This is a genomic window from Cytophagales bacterium (genome assembly GCA_019456305.1).
Lineage (GTDB): Bacteria > Bacteroidota > Bacteroidia > Cytophagales > VRUD01 > VRUD01.
Map to the genome: position 1 here is coordinate 1 of VRUD01000086.1, position 17,527 is coordinate 17,527.

At 37.2% G+C, this 17,527-nt stretch carries 16 protein-coding genes and 2 pseudogenes; 9 read left to right on the top strand and 9 right to left on the bottom strand.

Annotated elements, in window-relative coordinates; all coding sequences use genetic code 11:
- Window positions 1-234 precede the first annotated feature (234 nt).
- The gene (locus tag FVQ77_14990) at window positions 235-1,458 is read left to right on the top strand and encodes a tetratricopeptide repeat protein (GenBank protein MBW8051611.1); all 1,224 of its coding nucleotides are present in this window, start codon (window positions 235-237) and stop codon (window positions 1,456-1,458) included.
- 128 nt (window positions 1,459-1,586) lie between these two features.
- On the opposite strand, the gene FVQ77_14995 is transcribed toward FVQ77_14990, so the two are convergent.
- The 3 genes and pseudogenes from FVQ77_14995 to FVQ77_15005 form a co-directional block, all read right to left on the bottom strand.
- Window positions 1,587-2,207, bottom strand: coding sequence for a hypothetical protein (locus FVQ77_14995; protein MBW8051612.1), 621 nt, complete (start codon window positions 2,205-2,207; stop codon window positions 1,587-1,589).
- 175 nt (window positions 2,208-2,382) lie between these two features.
- Window positions 2,383-2,568, bottom strand: a pseudogene (locus FVQ77_15000) (6-phosphofructokinase).
- 87 nt (window positions 2,569-2,655) lie between these two features.
- Window positions 2,656-3,066 (bottom strand): annotated as a pseudogene (locus tag FVQ77_15005) (addiction module toxin, HicA family).
- Between the two features lie 323 nt (window positions 3,067-3,389).
- Between FVQ77_15005 and FVQ77_15010 the strand changes: the two are divergent.
- Genes FVQ77_15010 through FVQ77_15020 form a run of 3 tightly spaced genes read left to right on the top strand, consistent with a single transcriptional unit; the run spans window position 3,390 to window position 6,530 of the window.
- Entirely contained in the window at window positions 3,390-5,828 is a 2,439-nt protein-coding gene (locus FVQ77_15010; GenBank protein MBW8051613.1) for a TonB-dependent receptor, read from the top strand.
- 47 nt (window positions 5,829-5,875) lie between these two features.
- Window positions 5,876-6,175 carry a type II toxin-antitoxin system HigB family toxin gene (locus FVQ77_15015; GenBank protein ID MBW8051614.1) on the top strand — a complete coding sequence of 100 codons (300 nt, stop codon included), beginning with the start codon at window positions 5,876-5,878 and terminating at the stop codon, window positions 6,173-6,175.
- Window position 6,176: 1 nt separating this feature from the next.
- On the top strand, window positions 6,177-6,530 hold the full coding sequence (locus FVQ77_15020; protein ID MBW8051615.1) for a hypothetical protein: 354 nt from the start codon (window positions 6,177-6,179) through the stop codon (window positions 6,528-6,530).
- Window positions 6,531-7,027: 497 nt separating this feature from the next.
- Here the strand turns inward: FVQ77_15020 and FVQ77_15025 are convergent, their stop codons facing one another.
- Window positions 7,028-8,545, bottom strand: a complete 1,518-nt coding sequence (locus tag FVQ77_15025; GenBank protein ID MBW8051616.1) for a 2,3-bisphosphoglycerate-independent phosphoglycerate mutase — start codon at window positions 8,543-8,545, stop codon at window positions 7,028-7,030.
- Between the two features lie 143 nt (window positions 8,546-8,688).
- Here FVQ77_15025 and FVQ77_15030 point away from each other — a divergent pair, with 143 nt between their 5' ends.
- From FVQ77_15030 to FVQ77_15045, 4 genes are all read left to right on the top strand, one after another.
- Entirely contained in the window at window positions 8,689-9,327 is a 639-nt protein-coding gene (locus tag FVQ77_15030; protein ID MBW8051617.1) for an AhpC/TSA family protein, read from the top strand.
- Between the two features lie 97 nt (window positions 9,328-9,424).
- Window positions 9,425-10,063, top strand: coding sequence for an AhpC/TSA family protein (locus FVQ77_15035; protein MBW8051618.1), 639 nt, complete (start codon window positions 9,425-9,427; stop codon window positions 10,061-10,063).
- Window positions 10,064-10,258: 195 nt separating this feature from the next.
- Window positions 10,259-12,073, top strand: coding sequence for a PAS domain S-box protein (locus FVQ77_15040; protein MBW8051619.1), 1,815 nt, complete (start codon window positions 10,259-10,261; stop codon window positions 12,071-12,073).
- A 40-nt stretch (window positions 12,074-12,113) separates the two neighbouring features.
- Window positions 12,114-12,491, top strand: coding sequence for a DUF1987 domain-containing protein (locus FVQ77_15045; GenBank protein MBW8051620.1), 378 nt, complete (start codon window positions 12,114-12,116; stop codon window positions 12,489-12,491).
- A 28-nt stretch (window positions 12,492-12,519) separates the two neighbouring features.
- Here the strand turns inward: FVQ77_15045 and FVQ77_15050 are convergent, their stop codons facing one another.
- From FVQ77_15050 to FVQ77_15065, 4 genes are all read right to left on the bottom strand, one after another.
- Window positions 12,520-12,840, bottom strand: coding sequence for a HigA family addiction module antidote protein (locus tag FVQ77_15050; protein ID MBW8051621.1), 321 nt, complete (start codon window positions 12,838-12,840; stop codon window positions 12,520-12,522).
- Window positions 12,815-13,135 (bottom strand): addiction module killer protein, encoded by a 321-nt coding sequence (locus FVQ77_15055; GenBank protein MBW8051622.1) that lies wholly within the window; start codon window positions 13,133-13,135, stop codon window positions 12,815-12,817. Before FVQ77_15055 ends, FVQ77_15050 begins: the two co-directional genes overlap by 26 nt.
- A 67-nt stretch (window positions 13,136-13,202) precedes the next feature.
- On the bottom strand, window positions 13,203-13,994 hold the full coding sequence (locus FVQ77_15060; protein MBW8051623.1) for a glycosyltransferase family 4 protein: 792 nt from the start codon (window positions 13,992-13,994) through the stop codon (window positions 13,203-13,205).
- Window positions 13,995-14,755: 761 nt separating this feature from the next.
- Window positions 14,756-14,968: a hypothetical protein gene (locus FVQ77_15065; GenBank protein MBW8051624.1), complete on the bottom strand. Its 213-nt coding sequence runs from the start codon at window positions 14,966-14,968 to the stop codon at window positions 14,756-14,758.
- Window positions 14,969-15,015: 47 nt separating this feature from the next.
- Here FVQ77_15065 and FVQ77_15070 point away from each other — a divergent pair, with 47 nt between their 5' ends.
- The gene (locus FVQ77_15070) at window positions 15,016-15,879 is read left to right on the top strand and encodes a 4-(cytidine 5'-diphospho)-2-C-methyl-D-erythritol kinase (GenBank protein MBW8051625.1); all 864 of its coding nucleotides are present in this window, start codon (window positions 15,016-15,018) and stop codon (window positions 15,877-15,879) included.
- Window positions 15,880-16,116: 237 nt separating this feature from the next.
- Here FVQ77_15070 and cysN read toward each other — a convergent pair whose 3' ends face one another.
- A complete protein-coding gene (gene cysN, locus FVQ77_15075) occupies window positions 16,117-17,391 on the bottom strand; it encodes a sulfate adenylyltransferase subunit CysN (GenBank protein ID MBW8051626.1) in 1,275 nt (424 codons plus the stop codon).
- Window positions 17,392-17,527: the final 136 nt, after the last annotated feature.

The following is a 17,527-nucleotide window of genomic DNA, read 5'->3' on the forward strand; positions in this document are numbered from 1 at the left end:
TGACTCTCCAGGTTGTGCGTTTGGGTCATCCGATGAATTTGCTGGCAATAAGGCAATAAGAAAAAAAGGAAATAGGGGAAATAGGGGGGAGAGAGAATCGTAGTATAATCAATACGTTCCTCCTTTAATACTCCTCTCCCTTATTATATCCTCTATATCTCTATTTCCCTATTCCTTTTAAAACGAAGTTTGAAAAAAATAGCCCATGTCAAACCGTTTTTACGGTTTTATAAGATGTTTACACTTTTAGACATATCAAAAACCAGCATTGTTATCCTTTTATGTCTTTTACCACTTTTAAAAACTATTGCTCAAAATACTGACACTACTTTAGCCAACCGCCACTTCTCCAAAGCAGTTTCGTTTTCTCACATAGGCCAGTACGATAGCTCTATATCCTATTTTGAAAAAGCAGGTGAGATTTACATGACTGTTGCAAAGTGGGAAAATTATCTAAAGTGTCTAAATGCTTTGGGCTGGACGGTGGGTTATATTATGGGTGAATATGGCAAAGGGCTGGAATATCTTAACAAGGCTCTGAATATTGGCATAAAAAAATTAGGGAAAGAGCATTTTCAGGTTGCAAGAAGTTATAATGCCATGGGGACTATCAATGCCATTAAAGCCAATAATGATGAAGCAATGGAATTTTTTAATAAGGCATTATCCATTTTTAAGAAACTTTTTGGTGAAGAGCATCAAACAGTGGCATCAATCTATGAAAATATTGGAACTATATTTGAACAAAAGAGCGATTATTTTACGGCTTTGGAATATTATCAACATTCCTTATTCATTAGATTAAAAACCCTTGATCCGCGTCATTTAGACCTGGCCTATTCTTATAATAATATGGGTGTCGTTTATATGGATATAGACGAATATGAGAAAGCATTCAATTATTATAATAAAGCATTATCTATAAGTATTGAAATATTTGGCGAGCATCACCTTGAAGTTTCTGTTTGCTATACGAACATTGGTAATTACTATGCCGAAACAGGTGACCTGGATAAAGCGCTTGAATTTTATAACAAAGCCCTCACCATTGACGTGGATGTGATCGGTGAGGAGCATGCAGAAGTAGCCCGATATGATATTAATATGATTGGGGAAGTGTATTCAGACAAAGGAGATTATTTAAAAGCGCTGGAATACTACACGAAGTCACTAAAGATAATGCATGTTACCCTTGGTGATAAACATCCTTATATTGCAGAAACTTACCAGGGATTTGGGCTTGTATACAAAAGGCTTAAAGATTTCAATACTGCATTAAAATATTATCAGAAGTCCATTGTTTCATTGCTTGCTGAATTTAATAATTCCAGTATTTATTCTAATCCAAAGCCCGATTTGCTTGAAAAAAGAAAAGCTACCAGTTCAAAACCACATCTGCTTGAATCTTTTATTAATAAAGCGGAAGGGTTTTATGGAAGATGGAGGGAAAAGCAGTAGAGGTAGCAGTAGCAATAGCAACAGCAGGCAGTCGGCAATTGACAATGACAATATTCGTACTTCGTACTTCGTCATTCGTACTTCGTCATTCGTACTTAAAAAATGACTATGACAAATGACTTAATGACCTAATGACTAATAAGCAGTGGGGAAAGCAATATTATCTCAGAACGAATCTCATAATAAAAAGTATCCATTAAAATAATTTTCTGGTATCCTGATATCTCATAATTGTCAATTATTACCTGGTCATCCCCTTGCCTTTTGCAGCTCAATTTAGTATACTTTTCAGTTTTATAAAGTGCATTTTTATCAAACAACCTGCCTTCGATGGAATTAACTTCATTATTATCACTGAACACTATCTTCAGAAATTTTATTTTCAACTCAGGATAAAGAGGAGTATAATTTTTAACCAAAGTTTTATTTACAGGTTCAGAAATAATGTCTTCTTCATAACTATCCCGTAGAGATAGCTTGTTGACATTTAATTTTCTAAACAGCGCTAGCTCTTTCTTCCAGTCAATTTGCTTAAGCGTCCTGGTCTCTTTTTTATTGTTCAACATTACCGTTTTGCTCAATTTAATATCGAGGGAATCCAATAAATCTATTTGGTGGTCAATAAATTCTTCTATATCAAAGTATTCATTGTTCTTCAAGGTAGTATTTTCTTTTTCAGGCACTAAATTGCAGGAAGAAAAGAATATTGTTAATACTAAAAGTAAGATTCTAACCAATTTATTTTTCAAGGTCATATTTTTTGTTTTACTTTAATTTCGCAACAAAGGAATAAAAAAAGGCTATAAATAGAGAAAAGTCGGCAATCTACAGTCCCCAGTCGGCAAAAAAATCAGTCGGCAGTCCACAGTCCCCAGTCGGCAAAAAACAATTGCCGACTGCTCCCGAGTACTCGGGATGGACTGCCGACTGCCGATTGTGGACTGTGGACTGCCGACTGTGGACTGTGGACTGCCGACTGCCGATTGTGGACTGCCGACTGCCGATTGTAGACTGTGGACTGCCGACTGCCGACTGCCGACTGCCGACTGCCAACTGCCGATTGTAGACTGTGGACTGCTGACTGCCGACTGTGGACTGCCGACTGCTGATTGCCGACTAAAAGGTATTCAATGTAATTTGAAAAATTATGCATTTTTATTTTTTTGGCTGGGGGTACGGGGGATGGGTGGGGCACCTTCACTTTTCTATTGCCCTGTATATTTGCTTAACAATTTTGGGATGTATTGTTTTTCCACTATGGAAAGGTACTACTACTCTTATATTGCCTTTTTTGTAAATCCTATGGCTCCCTTTACTGCGTACTCTTGCAAAGCCTGCTTTTAACAGCAGTGTCTCTGCTTCTTTCGCTTTTAGTCTGGTAATTTAGGCAATTTGTACCTCCATTGTTCCGGTTACTATTTCCTTGCTTAAATAGGCTTTGCATTCTTCATCTGACAGGGTCCCTATATAAAGTTCTGCAGCTTCTTTAATATTAGCCATTGCCTCTTCAAAAGTGTCTCCCTGAGAGTGACACCCCTCTAATTCAGGACAGTAAGCATAATACCCATGCTCATCTTTTTCTATTACGATGCTTACTTTATAGCTCATAGTTATAATGTATTTTTATGCAAAGTTAACACTTTTCCATTGATTTTAGTTTCATTTCAACAGAAGGTCTTTTGCATTTTCTGCTATCTCAACCATTATCTACCTCCATTTCATAAGTAGAGTATTTCCTAAACTCTTTTCCTGATAGATGCTTACGGTTTTCTATTAATAGATGAATTCAATTTATGAATGAACCACCAGCCAATGTTTTAATGCGTAATTTTATGCAAACATTAAAAATGTCGCTAATTTAATGTTTGCTTGTTTTTCTAATATGTATTTTTGATGACTGAATCGAACTAAACCAACTAAAACTGCTAACAATGAAATCATTTTTATATTTCACACGGGTCATTTCTATCCTTATCTTTTTATTTAATGGGGGAACGGGGGCTGCCCAGGACATCACCCAAACCATAAGAGGCAAGATCGTTGACATAGAGTCAAAATTTCCATTGATAGGAGCCCATCTTGTGCTCATTAGCGATACTGCGAAATTTGTCGGGACTACTGCGGATATTGACGGGTATTTCCGTATTGAGGAAGTGTCTCTGGGCAGGCATGCTCTTAAGATCTCTTATCTTGGCTACAGGGAGAAGATCATTCCCAATATTATTGTTAACACAGGGAAAGAAGTCATCCTCAATATTGAAATGGAAGAGTCGGTAGTGAAAATAGGAATGGTTGAGATTACCGCTTCGAAAAGAGGCGAAGTCATCAACGAAATGAGTACGGTGAGCGCCCGGGCTTTTACAGTTGAGGAGACCGAGCGTTATGCAGGCAGCAGGGCCGACCCTGCCCGTATGGCATCCAATTTTGCAGGTGTGCAGGGAAATAATGATTCAAGCAATGACATAGTGATCAGGGGAAATTCTCCCTTAGGTACGCTTTGGAGGTTTGAGGGAGTGAACATCCCCAATCCAAATCATTTTGGTGTTTCGGGTACTACAGGCGGGCCGGTAGGTATCCTGAACAATAAAGTGTTGTCAAACTCAGATTTTATGACGGGAGCTTTCCCGGCAGAATACGGCAACACCATAGCAGGTGTATTTGACCTGAAAATGAAAAATGGCAATAATGAAAATCATGAGTTCTCGGGACAGTGGGGTTTTCTGGGTACAGAATTATTTGCCGAGGGACCTATTTCCAAAAAAAACAAGAGTTCTTATCTTATAAGTTACCGTTATTCAACGCTTCAGATATTTCATGCTTTAGGCATTAATATAGGGACAGATGCAGTACCTAAGTACCAGGATATGTCATTCAAATTGAATTTTCCAACTAAAGCAGGAAGTATTTCCCTATTTGGAATTGGAGGGCTCAGTAATATTGATATTGTAAAAAGCAATCAATTGGATACTGGCAAAACCCAGTTGTATGGTGGTATTGATTTAGACGAACAATTCAAAACAGGCATGGGTGTTATCGGGGTAAACTATTTTAAATCCATTAATTCAAAAACGTATCTCCGGCTCACGCTTTCAAGCTCATTGGAACACCAGGAGAACATTCAGAATAAATTTGAATTTAAGCGGGATACAACAACTGATGAATTTGTCATATTAGATGGTAAATATATGATAGATACTATTTTTCAAAAACTCGGCTACAATCTCGACCAGGCCAAACATTCTGCATCTTTTTTTGTAAATAAAAAGTTAAACACCCGACACACTGTTAAAGTCGGTATTATAACAGACCTGTATCAGCAGGTAAACATGATAGATAGTATTTATGATGAAACGGACTCAATGTGGGTCAACCGGCTGAACCACAAAGGTTTTATGTTTCTTCTGCAGCCCTACGTACAATGGAAATATAATATAACGGATAAGCTTACTTTAAATACAGGTATCCATGGGCAATTTTTAATACCTAACGGCAGTGCATCCATCGAACCGAGAGCAGGTTTGAAGTGGCGTTTCACTCCTTCGCAGGCATTGAGTTTAGGTTGGGGCATTCATAGCCAAATGCTTCCGACTTACATCTATTTTGCAGGTCAGCAAAATAAGGATGGCAGCTATGAGCAATATAATAAAGAATTGGGTTTTCTACGCAGCACACACTACGTTCTGGCTTATGATAACTCACTAAACAATAGTTTAAGGATCAGGATAGAGACCTATTATCAGCGGTTAAACAAAATACCTGTGGAAGTTAAGTCATCTTCCTATTCTGTTCTAAATGCGGGCGATGACCTGAACAGGTTTTTCCCTGACAAACTAATCAATGAGGGCACAGGGGAAAACTATGGAGTGGAATTTACATTGGAAAAATTCTTTAGCAAGACCTATTTCTTTATGCTGTCTGCCTCTTTGTATGAGTCAAAGTATAAAGCAAGTAACGGTAAAACATACAACACTACTTTCAATGGAAACTATGTTGTAAACCTCCTGGGTACAAAGGAATTTCAATGGGGAAAGAAAAGCAACACTACGTTTGGCATAGGCGGCAAAGTTTCCATAGCCGGAAACAAGAGATATACGCCTTATGACATGGCTGCTTCTGACTCTGCCGGTTTTGGCATACCCGATTATTCCCGGTGGAACTCAAAACAATTAAACCAATATTTCAGAGCCGACATAAAGCTCAATTATAAAATCAATACCCGCAAACTCACCCATGAAATCGGTCTGGACCTGGTGAATATTTTCGGAACAGAAAATGTCTTTAAGCGAACTTATACAGGAGGCACCCCGCCTGTAAGAGAAGATCTCCAGTTGGGCTTTTTGCCGGTATTCTATTATAAAGTTGATTTTTGATTTAAATAAAGTTCTCATTTAGGGAACTTTTTGTATATTTGCATCGTATGAGGATATTATCTGTAAAGAAATTAAAAGATTTTTGGAAAAATCCTAAACATTCAGATTCGGAAAACGCATTAAAGGCATGGGTAGATGAAGTGGAAAAGGCAGATTGGAAAAACTCTAATGATGTAAAAAAACAATATGGAAGTGTGAGCATTATAGGTGATAATAGGGTAGTTTTCAATATTAAAGGCAACACTTATAGACTTATTGTTAAGATTAACTACGATTACTCAATTGTTTATCTCCGTTTTATAGGAACACATAAACAATACGATAAAATAAACGCTAAAGAAATTTAAAATGGAAATAAAACCTATTAAAACAGAAGCCGATTATAAAAAGGCATTAGAAAAAATAGAAAAGTTAATGGACGCAAAGGCCAATACACCTGAAGGTGATTTGCTTGATGTATTAGCTACTTTAGTTGAAACGTATGAAAAAAAACATTATCCCATTGGTCCGCCTGATCCTGTTGAGGCAATTAAATTCAGGATGGAGCAAATGAATTTAAGAAAAACCGATGTTGCAAAATATTTCGGAAGCAAGAGCAAGGTAACGGAAGTTTTTCAACGTAAGCGCAATCTCACTTTGAAAATGATAAGAAACTTGCACAAGGGTTTGAATATTCCTTTAGAATCGTTGATAGCGGTTTAATCAAACATTTTCCATTAAAATTATTATTAAATAAGGGTAAATCTCGTTTTGTAGTTGTATCACAAAATCAACTTCAGCATCGTTTTTTGACGTCCAGTAAAACAATGCGTTATTTACCAATGAAGTAAATTCATTATAAGATTCTTTTCATTATTTTTCTCTTAAAATATGAGTCCACTCTAAAAAGTTAAAAAAGAAAAAATGCCACTAAAACACCAAAACACTAAATCCCACAAAACATTGAAAATCAATCAAATAACTTTTGTGGGATTTTGTGTTTTTGTGCTTTTGTGGCGAAAATTGACTTTTTGGAGTGGACTCAAATATGCTGCAAAGATACCTATTTATCTCCAAAAAAGTGTTGTAAATACATAAATATATCTCCATAAAAGTGCATTTTTCTGTAAGGAAACACAATATTTGCTGTTTATTGAACATAGCAAACAATATTATGCAAAACACCCTGAACATTGGCAAACAAAACACTTATTTTTATTTCATAATAAAGAGCTGCCTGTCATCTCCTCAGGTTTATCAATCCCCATCAATTCTAAAATTGTAGGAGCCAGATCTCCCAATTTCCCATCCCTGATCGGTACTTCATAGTTTTTATCAACCAGGATACAGGGAACCAAATTGGTTGTATGAGTTGTGTGCGGAGATCCGTCATCGTTGATCATAATATCAGAATTTCCATGATCTGCAATGATCAGTGATGTGTATCCGTTTTTTAATGCAGCATTTACCACAGCTTCTGCACACTGGTCAACCGTTTCACAAGCTTTCACGGCAGCATCAAACACGCCTGTATGGCCGACCATATCAGGATTAGCGAAATTCAGACAAACAAAATCAACCTCCTGTTTATTTAATTCTACAACAATTGCATCCCTGACATGAAGTGCGCTCATTTCAGGCTTGAGATCATAAGTGGCTACCTTTGGAGAAGGGCATAGTATTCTTTTTTCACCTTCAAATTCCTCCTCCTGCCCGCCCGAAAAGAAGAAAGTTACATGGGGATATTTCTCTGTTTCAGCAATGCGGATCTGTTTTTTTCCATTTTTAGCCAGTATCCCGCCTAACGTATTATTCAGGTTATCTTTTTCAAAAATAATATGAACATTCTGAAAAGTATCATCATAATTGGTTAAAGTAATGTAATACAAATTGAGTTTGTGCATGTTATGCTCAGGCAAATCCTTTTGAGAAAGTACCTGCGTAATTTCACGGCCCCTGTCCGTACGAAAATTAAAGCATAACACCACATCCCCATCTTTGATCGTGGCAACCGGCTGGTCGTTTTCATCAACTAACAAAATTGGTTTAATAAATTCGTCAGTAACAACTTCATCGTATGAATTTTTTATAGTCTCACCAATATCACGTGTATGTGTGCCTATGCCATTTACCAGCAGATCATAAGCTAGTTTAATTCTTTCCCACCGTTTATCCCTGTCCATCGCATAATACCTGCCAACAACAGAAGCAAGCTGTCCTGTCGTTTTTTGCAGATGCGCTTCTAATTCCTTCAAAAACCCAATCCCGGATTTAGGATCAGTATCCCGCCCGTCTGTAAAAGCGTGAACAAACAGGTTTTTTATTTGATGTTTTTGCGCTGCCGTACATAATGCTTTTAAATGATCAATATGGGAATGAATTCCTCCATCTGAAACCAATCCTATAAAATGAACATTTTTGCCATTCTGTCTGGCATGGTCAAAAGCGCTGGTTAGTATATTATCATTTTCAAAAAAATTCTCTTTTACCGCTTTATTGATCCTTACAAGATCCTGGTATACGATCCTTCCAGCACCGATATTCATGTGTCCCACTTCGGAATTTCCCATCTGTCCCTGAGGCAGCCCTACATATTCACCCGATGCATGCAGCTTACTGTGGGGATATTTTTTGCAAGAATCCATGAAGGGAGTATGAGCCTGATCAATGGCAGAAACTTCAGGTTTGGTGGCAATACCCCAACCATCTAATATGATGAGGATTACTTTTTTGTTCATAGTTTGCAAATATACACTAAATATGATGAAAGTGTGAGTGATTGAATCATTAATAGATTAGGTATTATACACAAATAATTTGCATTTATATATATTTTTTTATCTTTGCACTTTAAAATCATTTCAACTTAACCTAATAAACTATGACACTTAACAAAGAGTTAGCAGAATTAAAGCAACAGATATATACAGACCCTGAGCAGCGGTTTATGGAATCTGTTGTTGAATCCGGAAAATTAAACAATGTGCCAAAAGTCGGGGATATTGCCCCTGATTTCACATTACCGGATCAGTTTGGGAATGACGTCAATTTATCTGATATCTTAAAAAACGGGCCTGTTGTGGTTTCATTTTACAATGGTAACTGGTGCCCCTATTGCGGTTTAGAGCTAAAAGCTTTGCAGCGTTCACTGGCAGATTTTCGGAAATTAGGCGCATCATTGGTGGGAATTTCTCCTGATACAATTTCATACATTCAAAATTCAGACGAAGTAAAAAAATATTCATATTCAATCTTATCTGATCAGGGAAGTAGGATATCAACCATCTACGGCCTGCGATTCGATATGCCTGATGAGATTGTTACTGCGATGGAAGGGCTGGGATTAAATATAAAAAAGATACAGGGAGCAGATGATGAAGAATCTATCATAGAGCCCGCTCCTGCCACGTTTGTAGTAAATTCAACCGGAGAGTTCATTTATGTTTTTGTAGATGCTGATTTCACCAAAAGAGCCGAACCCTCAGAAATTATAGCCTGCCTGATGTCTGTTGTACAGTAGATACTTTAAAGAGGTACTGTAAGCAAATAATTTTCATTTATATATATTTTTTGTTATCTTTGCGCTTTAAAATCATTTCAACTTAACTTATTAAACTATGAGACTTAAAAAAGAGTTAGAAGAATTAAAGCATCAGATATTTGCAGACCACGATCAGCGGTTTATAGAATCTGTTGTTGAATCCGGAAAATTAAACAATGTACCAAAAGTCGGGGATATTGCCCCTAATTTCACATTACCGGATCAGTTTGGGAATGACATCAATTTATCTGATATCTTAAAAAACGGGCCGGTTGTGGTTTCATTTTACCAGGGTAACTGGTGCCCTTATTGTGGTTTAGAGCTAAAAGCTTTGCAGCGCTCACTGGCAGATTTTCAGAAATTAGGTGCATCATTGGTGGGAATTTCTCCAGATACAATTACATACATTCAAAATTCAGACGAAATAAAACAATATTCATATTCAATCTTATCTGATCATGGAAGCGGGATATTAACCATTTATGGCCTGCGATTCGATATGCCTGATGAGGCTGTTACTGCGCTTAAAGGATTTGGAATAAATATTAAAGATGCCCAGGGAGAAAGTGAAGATGATGCTTACAATTTGCCTGTTCCTGCAACCTTTGTTGTTAATACAAATGGAGAGATGGTCTATGCTTTTGTAGATGCTGATTTTACCAAAAGAGCCGAACCCTCAGAAATTATAGCCTGCCTGATGTCTGTTGTACAGTAGATACTTTAAAGAGTAAACATACTCCCGATATCACCCTACGGGTGATTACCCGATAGGGTGACATCGGGATTGTCGATAATTTTTAGACAGGTAGATAATTGTGTTCATGTGTTCACGCCTGCGTGCCGAAACACTTCTCAGCCCAAACTATGGCGTGCAGGCACGTGAGCACATGAACATACGAACACTTATTCTATGGATACTTCCCAAAAACCTTCTGATCAATCACATAATCCCGAAGCAAGGCTCAGGCAGCTTACAGTTTCCCTGGAACAATCAGAGCAGAAGATCAAAGAGCTTTTGGCATCAAATCAGGAGTTGGAAAATAAATTGGCAGAAACAAATAAGAATTCATGGAATGGAACATGGGAAATGGATCTTAAAACTCAGCAGGTAAGCTGGTCTGAAGGAATTTATCACATTCTCGGTATCCGAAAAAATATAAACCCGGATATGAAGCTTTACAAAGAGATGATAGATGATGTTTCTGTTGAAAAATTAGATGGCGCTGTGAGGAAAGTATTTATTACAGGAGAAGATTATTCCTTTGAACATACGCTTGTAACAGAAAAAAATAAGAAGCTCATCATCAAAACAGACCTCAAGCTAATAAAGGATGAAAATAATAAGCCTGCAAAACTGCTGGGCATCATTCAGGATATTACCTCTGAAAAAAATGCAAGGCAGGAACTGGAAAAGCTCTCACTTATAGCATCCAAAACCTCCAATGCTGTTGTCATTATGAATACAGATACGCAAATAGAATGGATCAATGATGGATTTATAAGGATGACCGGCTACCGGTTTGATGAAATTCAAAATAAAGAATTTAACCTGTTATTTACAGATAAAGATTGTGATGTGTGTTCAAAAGAAGCATTGGAAAAAGAATTAACAATGAACCATTCTTATGAAAAAGAGATACAGATCAATACCAAACACGGAAAAACACTTTGTACAGTATTTAACATTACACCTATATTGAATTATACACTGGAGCCTGTCAATTATATTGCAATTATAACAAACATCACCAAAAGAAAAGAAGCCGAAGAAAAGCTCTTTCAGGCTAATAAAGAGATCACTGACAGCATCAATTATGCAAAACGGATACAAAGCGCTATCATTCCCTCTGTTGATGAAATTAAAAAATACTTTCCCGACTCTTTTGTGCTGTTCAAACCAAAAGATATTGTCAGCGGAGACTTCTATTGGTTTGGTAAAATAGGAGATAAAGTAATCATAGCTTCAGCAGACTGTACTGGACACGGTGTGCCGGGTGCGTTCATGTCTATGATAGGCAACAGCTTATTAAATGAGATAATCATAGGGAAGGGAATAACAGAAGCGGACACAATATTGATTGAATTGAGAAAATCAATTATCAAAACTTTGGGACAAACGGGAAAAGAGGATGAAGCAAGAGACGGTATGGACATAGCGCTATGTGTGATAGCCCCCCTAAATCCCCCCGGAGGGGGGACTTTGCCACCCCTTTATCCCACCGGGATGGGGAAGGGAGGGAAAGTCCCCCCTCCGGGGGGATTTAGGGGGGCTGGGGTAGGGGGGCTTTTAGAATTTTCCGGTGCAAATAACCCGCTTTATATTGTCAGAAAAGGTATTGCCAATTTAAACATTACAAACACCGGCAATATAGAATACTACGGAGAAGATTTGGTGGCATTGAAACCAGACAAACAGTCAATAGGATACGAACAAGGAAAGGGCGGCAACTTTACCAAACATCAGATACAATTACAAAAAGGAGATGTTATATACATTTTTTCAGATGGATATGCAGACCAATTGGGTGGAGACCACTGCAAGAAGTTCGGCTACAACCGTTTCAGGCAACTTTTAACAGACATCAGTGATAAAAATATGGAAGAGCAGAAACAAATTCTTGATAAAAACATAGAAGCCTGGAAAGACCATATAGATCCCTATAACAATAAGCCTCTTGAGCAGATGGATGATATTTTGGTGATGGGGATGAGGATCGGACAATAAAATGATGAATTACGAATGACGAATTAAAGAAACAGAAAAAATGCAAAATCTTGAATTAAAAGCAACATTTAAAACACCAGGTGTGTTTTTCGATGCGAAGAAAGGTACACTTGAAATTGAAGGCAGGCTGATACCTGATGATGCGAAAGCTTTTTTCAAAATTTTATTTGATTGGATAGATCAATATTGTGAAAATCCTGCAACAAAAACGGTTGTAAAATTATATTTTGAATTCCTTAACACAGCTTCAAAAAGATCCATAATGGATATTCTAAGGAAATTAGAAAAATTATACAAAAAAGGCAATGATGTTAAGGCGCTGTGGCAATATGATGAAGATGATATAGATTCAATGGAAGAAGGCCATGATTTCGGTAGTATTTTAAGCATACCATTTGAAGTTATAAAAATTGAATAGGTATAAAAAGATAGTTGTTGAAGAAAAATTAAGCAGTTATAAGTTCTTTCCGTAAATTGGGAAGCTCTTTTAAGGATTTTAAACGGCTATATCTGCTTTGCATATTAAGCCAAAATTCGGCATCTATCCCTAATGCATGTTCTAATTTAATAGCAATTTCAGGAGTTATATTCCTTTCACAATTAACAATCTGGCTAACCTGCGATTTTGTTAATTTTGCTTTTCTTGCTAACTCAATTTGAAACATTTTCCGGGCTTCCAACTCATCTTTTAAAATTTCTCCCGGATGAGTTAGGTGATTTGGGATCATATCATTTGCATATTTACTCATAGTGTTTAGAGATTTCATTAATAAGTAAAACTGTAATTATCGCTTTTTGTTCCTCTGATTTTATTTGTTCAAATATTAAACGGTATTGTTTATTTAACTTTATTGAATATTCACCTTTTCTATCACCTTTTAGCTTTTCAAAATGAAGTCCTTTATGTTGTCTTAATTTACTGATATTATTAATTTCTATTAAAATATCAATCTTCTTTTTATATTGTTTAATTAGTTCAATAGGAAATTCCGGCTTTCTTCCTATCTCAGTTCCATACTCATAAAGTTCTTGAAGATAATATGTTTTAAATTTTACTTTCAAGTTTTATTTACGAAAAGGTATAAAAAATGTTCGCAATATTGTGAACATTTTTTTCATTTCATTTGAATTATCTTTTTTTAATCCTCTCAATCTCCCCAAGATACTTTTTCGCAAGCATGTTCCTGTCAAAATATTTTCTGGCATAGCGATAACCATTCATTCCCTGTTCTTTAATTTTTTCTTTATTGTCCATGCAGTACAATACTTTGTCGGCAAAATCTTTTGGATTTTCCGGTTCAATATAAACTCCACAATCAGCTTCCTCTACCAACTCTCTTGAAACGCCATCTATAGCCATCAGTACAGGTTTTTGACAGCTCATGTAGTCGAAGGTCTTATTGGAGTAAACGGCTTTAAATGCTTCTGCTTTTTTTAATATAGAAATACCCATATCTGAAGCCAAAATGTATTTAAAAATTTCTGATTTTGGCACGGGGTCCAGGAACAATACATTTTGTAATTCCAGTGCCTTTTCTTTTAACATTTTTTTTTGCATGCCGTCACCGATCAACAGCATTAATACATTGGTTTCTATTAATAATTCAGCAGCTTCTATCATCGAAATTAAGTGGTTGGCAACACCATGTGCTCCTACGTAAATTATCACAAACTTGTCATCAAATCCTTGCTCTTTGCGAAATTTTTTAACATCAAAGCGTGAAGCCCTGCCGGTAGAGACGCCCAATTTGGTCGTCTCTACCGGCGGGGCTTCACGCTCTGCGCTCTGTTCTCTGCGCTCTACAGGTGGCAAAGTCCCCCCTTTGGGGAGGACGATGTCCGGTGGACATCGGGCCAGCATTGCGGGAGGCAGGTGGGCTTCTACTAGTGAAAAATCAGCAGCATTGGGTATCATGATCATCTTTTGTGAAGGAACATTCTTTTCCTCAATAAGTTTTATTTGAAAAGCCGGTGTTAAGGCATTAATTAACCTGGAATTTTTATATACAAGTTTTTCAAACCAATATGCAAATCTGATAATGGTTTTATTCTTTAAAACGCCTGTGTCAATGGCTGATTCAGGCCACAGGTCTCTTATTTCAAATACCAATGGAATTCGTTTTAATTTTGATAAAACGAGGCCGGTAATTCCAACAAAAAGGGGTGGGGAGCTTACTAAGACAACACTATATTTTGCCCGTGCATAAAATAAACCGCAAATGACACTTGAAAACACAAAAGAAAAATAGGCCCAAAACCTGCCGGCAAAACTTTTATTATATGATGCTGAAACATGCGATCTGTACAAAGTGATATTTTCATCAAATTTTTCTTTCACGAAGTACTTACCTCTATATTTCTTTCTTTTTTTTCCTGTTGAATAATGTACCATCCCTGCAATTACAGTGACCTTGTGGCCTTCCCGAGCCCAGACTTTGACCATTTCGTTAAATCGTGAGCCGCCTGAATCATCTTTTTCCAAAAAATATTGATGGATTAATAGTATGTGCATAGCACAAATTTAGGAAATTTAATGTAATATTGTGTATCACTAAATAGTGTTTGTCTATAAAGTCGAATGTTTAATATATTATAGTAAAAACATAACTTCGTAAGTTGATTAAAAAGTTGGCAGTCCACAGTCGGCAGTCAGCAATCGGCAAAAAGGCAAAATTGATAAAGTCAGCAGTTGGCAATCGGCAGTCGGCAAAAAGGTAAAAAACAATTGCCGACTGCTCCAGAGTACTCGGGATGGACTGCCGACTGTGGACTGCCGACTGCTGATTGTGGACTGCCGACTGCCGACTGCCGACTGTGGACTGCCGACTTCCGATTGTGGACTGCCGACTGCCGACTGCCAACTGCCGACTTAATGTTGAAACTTTGGATTTTCATTAACGAATATTTTTGACATTATAGACAGACACTAAATAATCAGAAAGATGGTTGTTTTCCCAAACGCAAAGATCAATTTAGGATTGCATATTATTTCAAAACGTGATGATGGATTTCATAACATTGAAACCTGCTTTTATCCGGTTAACTGGACTGATGCGCTGGAAATAATGCCATCTTCGAAATTACAATTATCAATTACGGGTTTGAATATTGCGGATTCTAAATCAAAAAAAGGAACTGATGTAAATTTATGCACTAAAGCCTGGCAATTGCTAAAAAAAAAATATAATATATCGCCTGTTCATATTCATTTGCATAAAGAGATACCTGTTGGTGCCGGGCTGGGAGGTGGTTCAGCAGATGCAGCATTTACCATTAAAACATTGAATGATGTCTTTAATCTTGGTCTTTCATTAAAAAAAATGGAAGCGCATGCCAGCGTGTTAGGGAGCGATTGTGCATTTTTTATTAAGAACACACCAATGTTTGCGAGAGAGAAAGGCGATGTGTTTGAACCGATCAATATTGATCTGAAAGGATATTATTGTGTTCTGATCTATCCCGGCATCTCAATTTCAACATCAAAAGCTTACAGCAGTATTATTCCGACCTGCCTGCCTTCCAATAAGCCAACAAGTGGCAGGCAGGAAATACCTGAAAATCGTATTAAAAAAATTATCACATCAGATATTTACCAGTGGAAAGATGTTCTAAAAAATGATTTTGAAAGGCCGGTTTTTGCTAAATACCCCCAATTGGCTAAAATAAAAGGCAAGCTTTATGATTATGGCGCAATCTATGCGAGTATGTCAGGTTCCGGGTCATGTGTGTATGGTATTTTTGATGGTGAACCAGATACTACGAATTACGAATTTACGAATTACGAATTACGAATTACGAATTTGTAAATTCGTAGGGAGTAGAAATTACAACCAAGAACTACACCTGCCCGCCAAAGGCATATTGCAGGCGGGTCCAACATCCAGTATCCCACTCAAAAGCAGAACCCAGTGCAACTTCCACTAAAAGCTGTTAGCTGTTGGCTGTTAGCTGTTAGCTAAAAGCCAAAAGCTAATAGCTAAAAGCTAACAGATGTACGGCTGCTTCCTTTTCTGGTGGTCACCCGTTAGGGGTGACATCATCCATCATAAGATCATTCCTGCCCCTACTGTTTCATTGGTAAATTCATCCACCAATATGAGACTGCCTGTAGCCCTGTTTCTTTTATAGCTGTCGTAAAAGAGGGGTGTGGTAGCTCTGATCAGGATCCTGCCAATATCGTTTAAGCCAATCTCCAGGTCATCTTCTATTCTATGGAGGGTATTCACGTTTACTTTATAACGAATATCTTTTACAATACACCGGGCTTCTTTGGTTGAATGTTTAATGGCATATTTACCACCTGACAGTAGTTTTTTTTCATTCAACCAGCACACCATCAGATCTATATCCTGCCCAATATTAGGTTGATTGGTGGGCTTCACGATCATATCTCCCCTGCTGACGTCTATATCGTCCTCTAAAGTAATAACAACGGACATAGGTGGATAGGCCTCATCAACAGGCCCGTCAAAAGTTTCAATAGATTTGATCTTGCTTGTAAAGCCAGATGGCAAGGCTATAATTTCATCTCCCTGTTTAAAAATACCCCCGTCAATTCTACCCGCATAGCCTCTAAAATCGTGATATTTATCTGAATGCGGTCTTATTACCTTCTGTACAGGGAATCTGCAATCAACATGATTCAAGTCAGTGCCAATATGAACATTTTCCAGGGTATATAACAACGTAGCGCCCTTATACCAAGGTGTGTTTTCAGATTTTTCAACGACATTATCCCCATTCAATGCACTTATTGGAATATACCTTATATCATCTATATCTAATTTTGAAGAAAAATTTTCAAAATCATTTTTAATTTTTTTAAATATCTCCTGGGCATAATCCACGAGGTCCATTTTATTGATACACAATATGATATGCTTTATCTGAAGCAGGGAAGCTATGAACGAATGCCTGCAGGTTTGCTCAGTTAATCCATTTCGCGCGTCAACAAGAATGATCGCTAAATTTGCCGTAGAAGCGCCGGTAACCATATTGCGGGTATATTGAATATGTCCGGGCGTATCGGCAATGATAAATTTTCTATTAGGGGTAGCAAAATACCGGTAGGCAACATCAATGGTGATGCCCTGTTCCCGTTCTGCGCGTAAGCCATCTGTTAATAAAGCAAGATTGACGTAGCCAGCACCTTTCTGTTTAGAGATCCTTTCTATGGCTTCAAGCTGGTCTTCGAATATTGATTTTGTTTCGTACAATAATCTGCCAATCAGTGTGCTTTTACCATCGTCAACACTTCCTGCAGTTGTGAATCTTAAAAGATCCATTTCTAAATAATGATTATTGTTTTTGTTATCCATTGTTTAAAATTTTGGTTCTGTTTTAATATAATGTAGATTTTTGTTTTGCGCACATATTGAGTCATTTACATTCGCATAAACAGCAAAATGTATAGATAATGCATGTTATTGCACACTTATTTATCGTAATTATCAG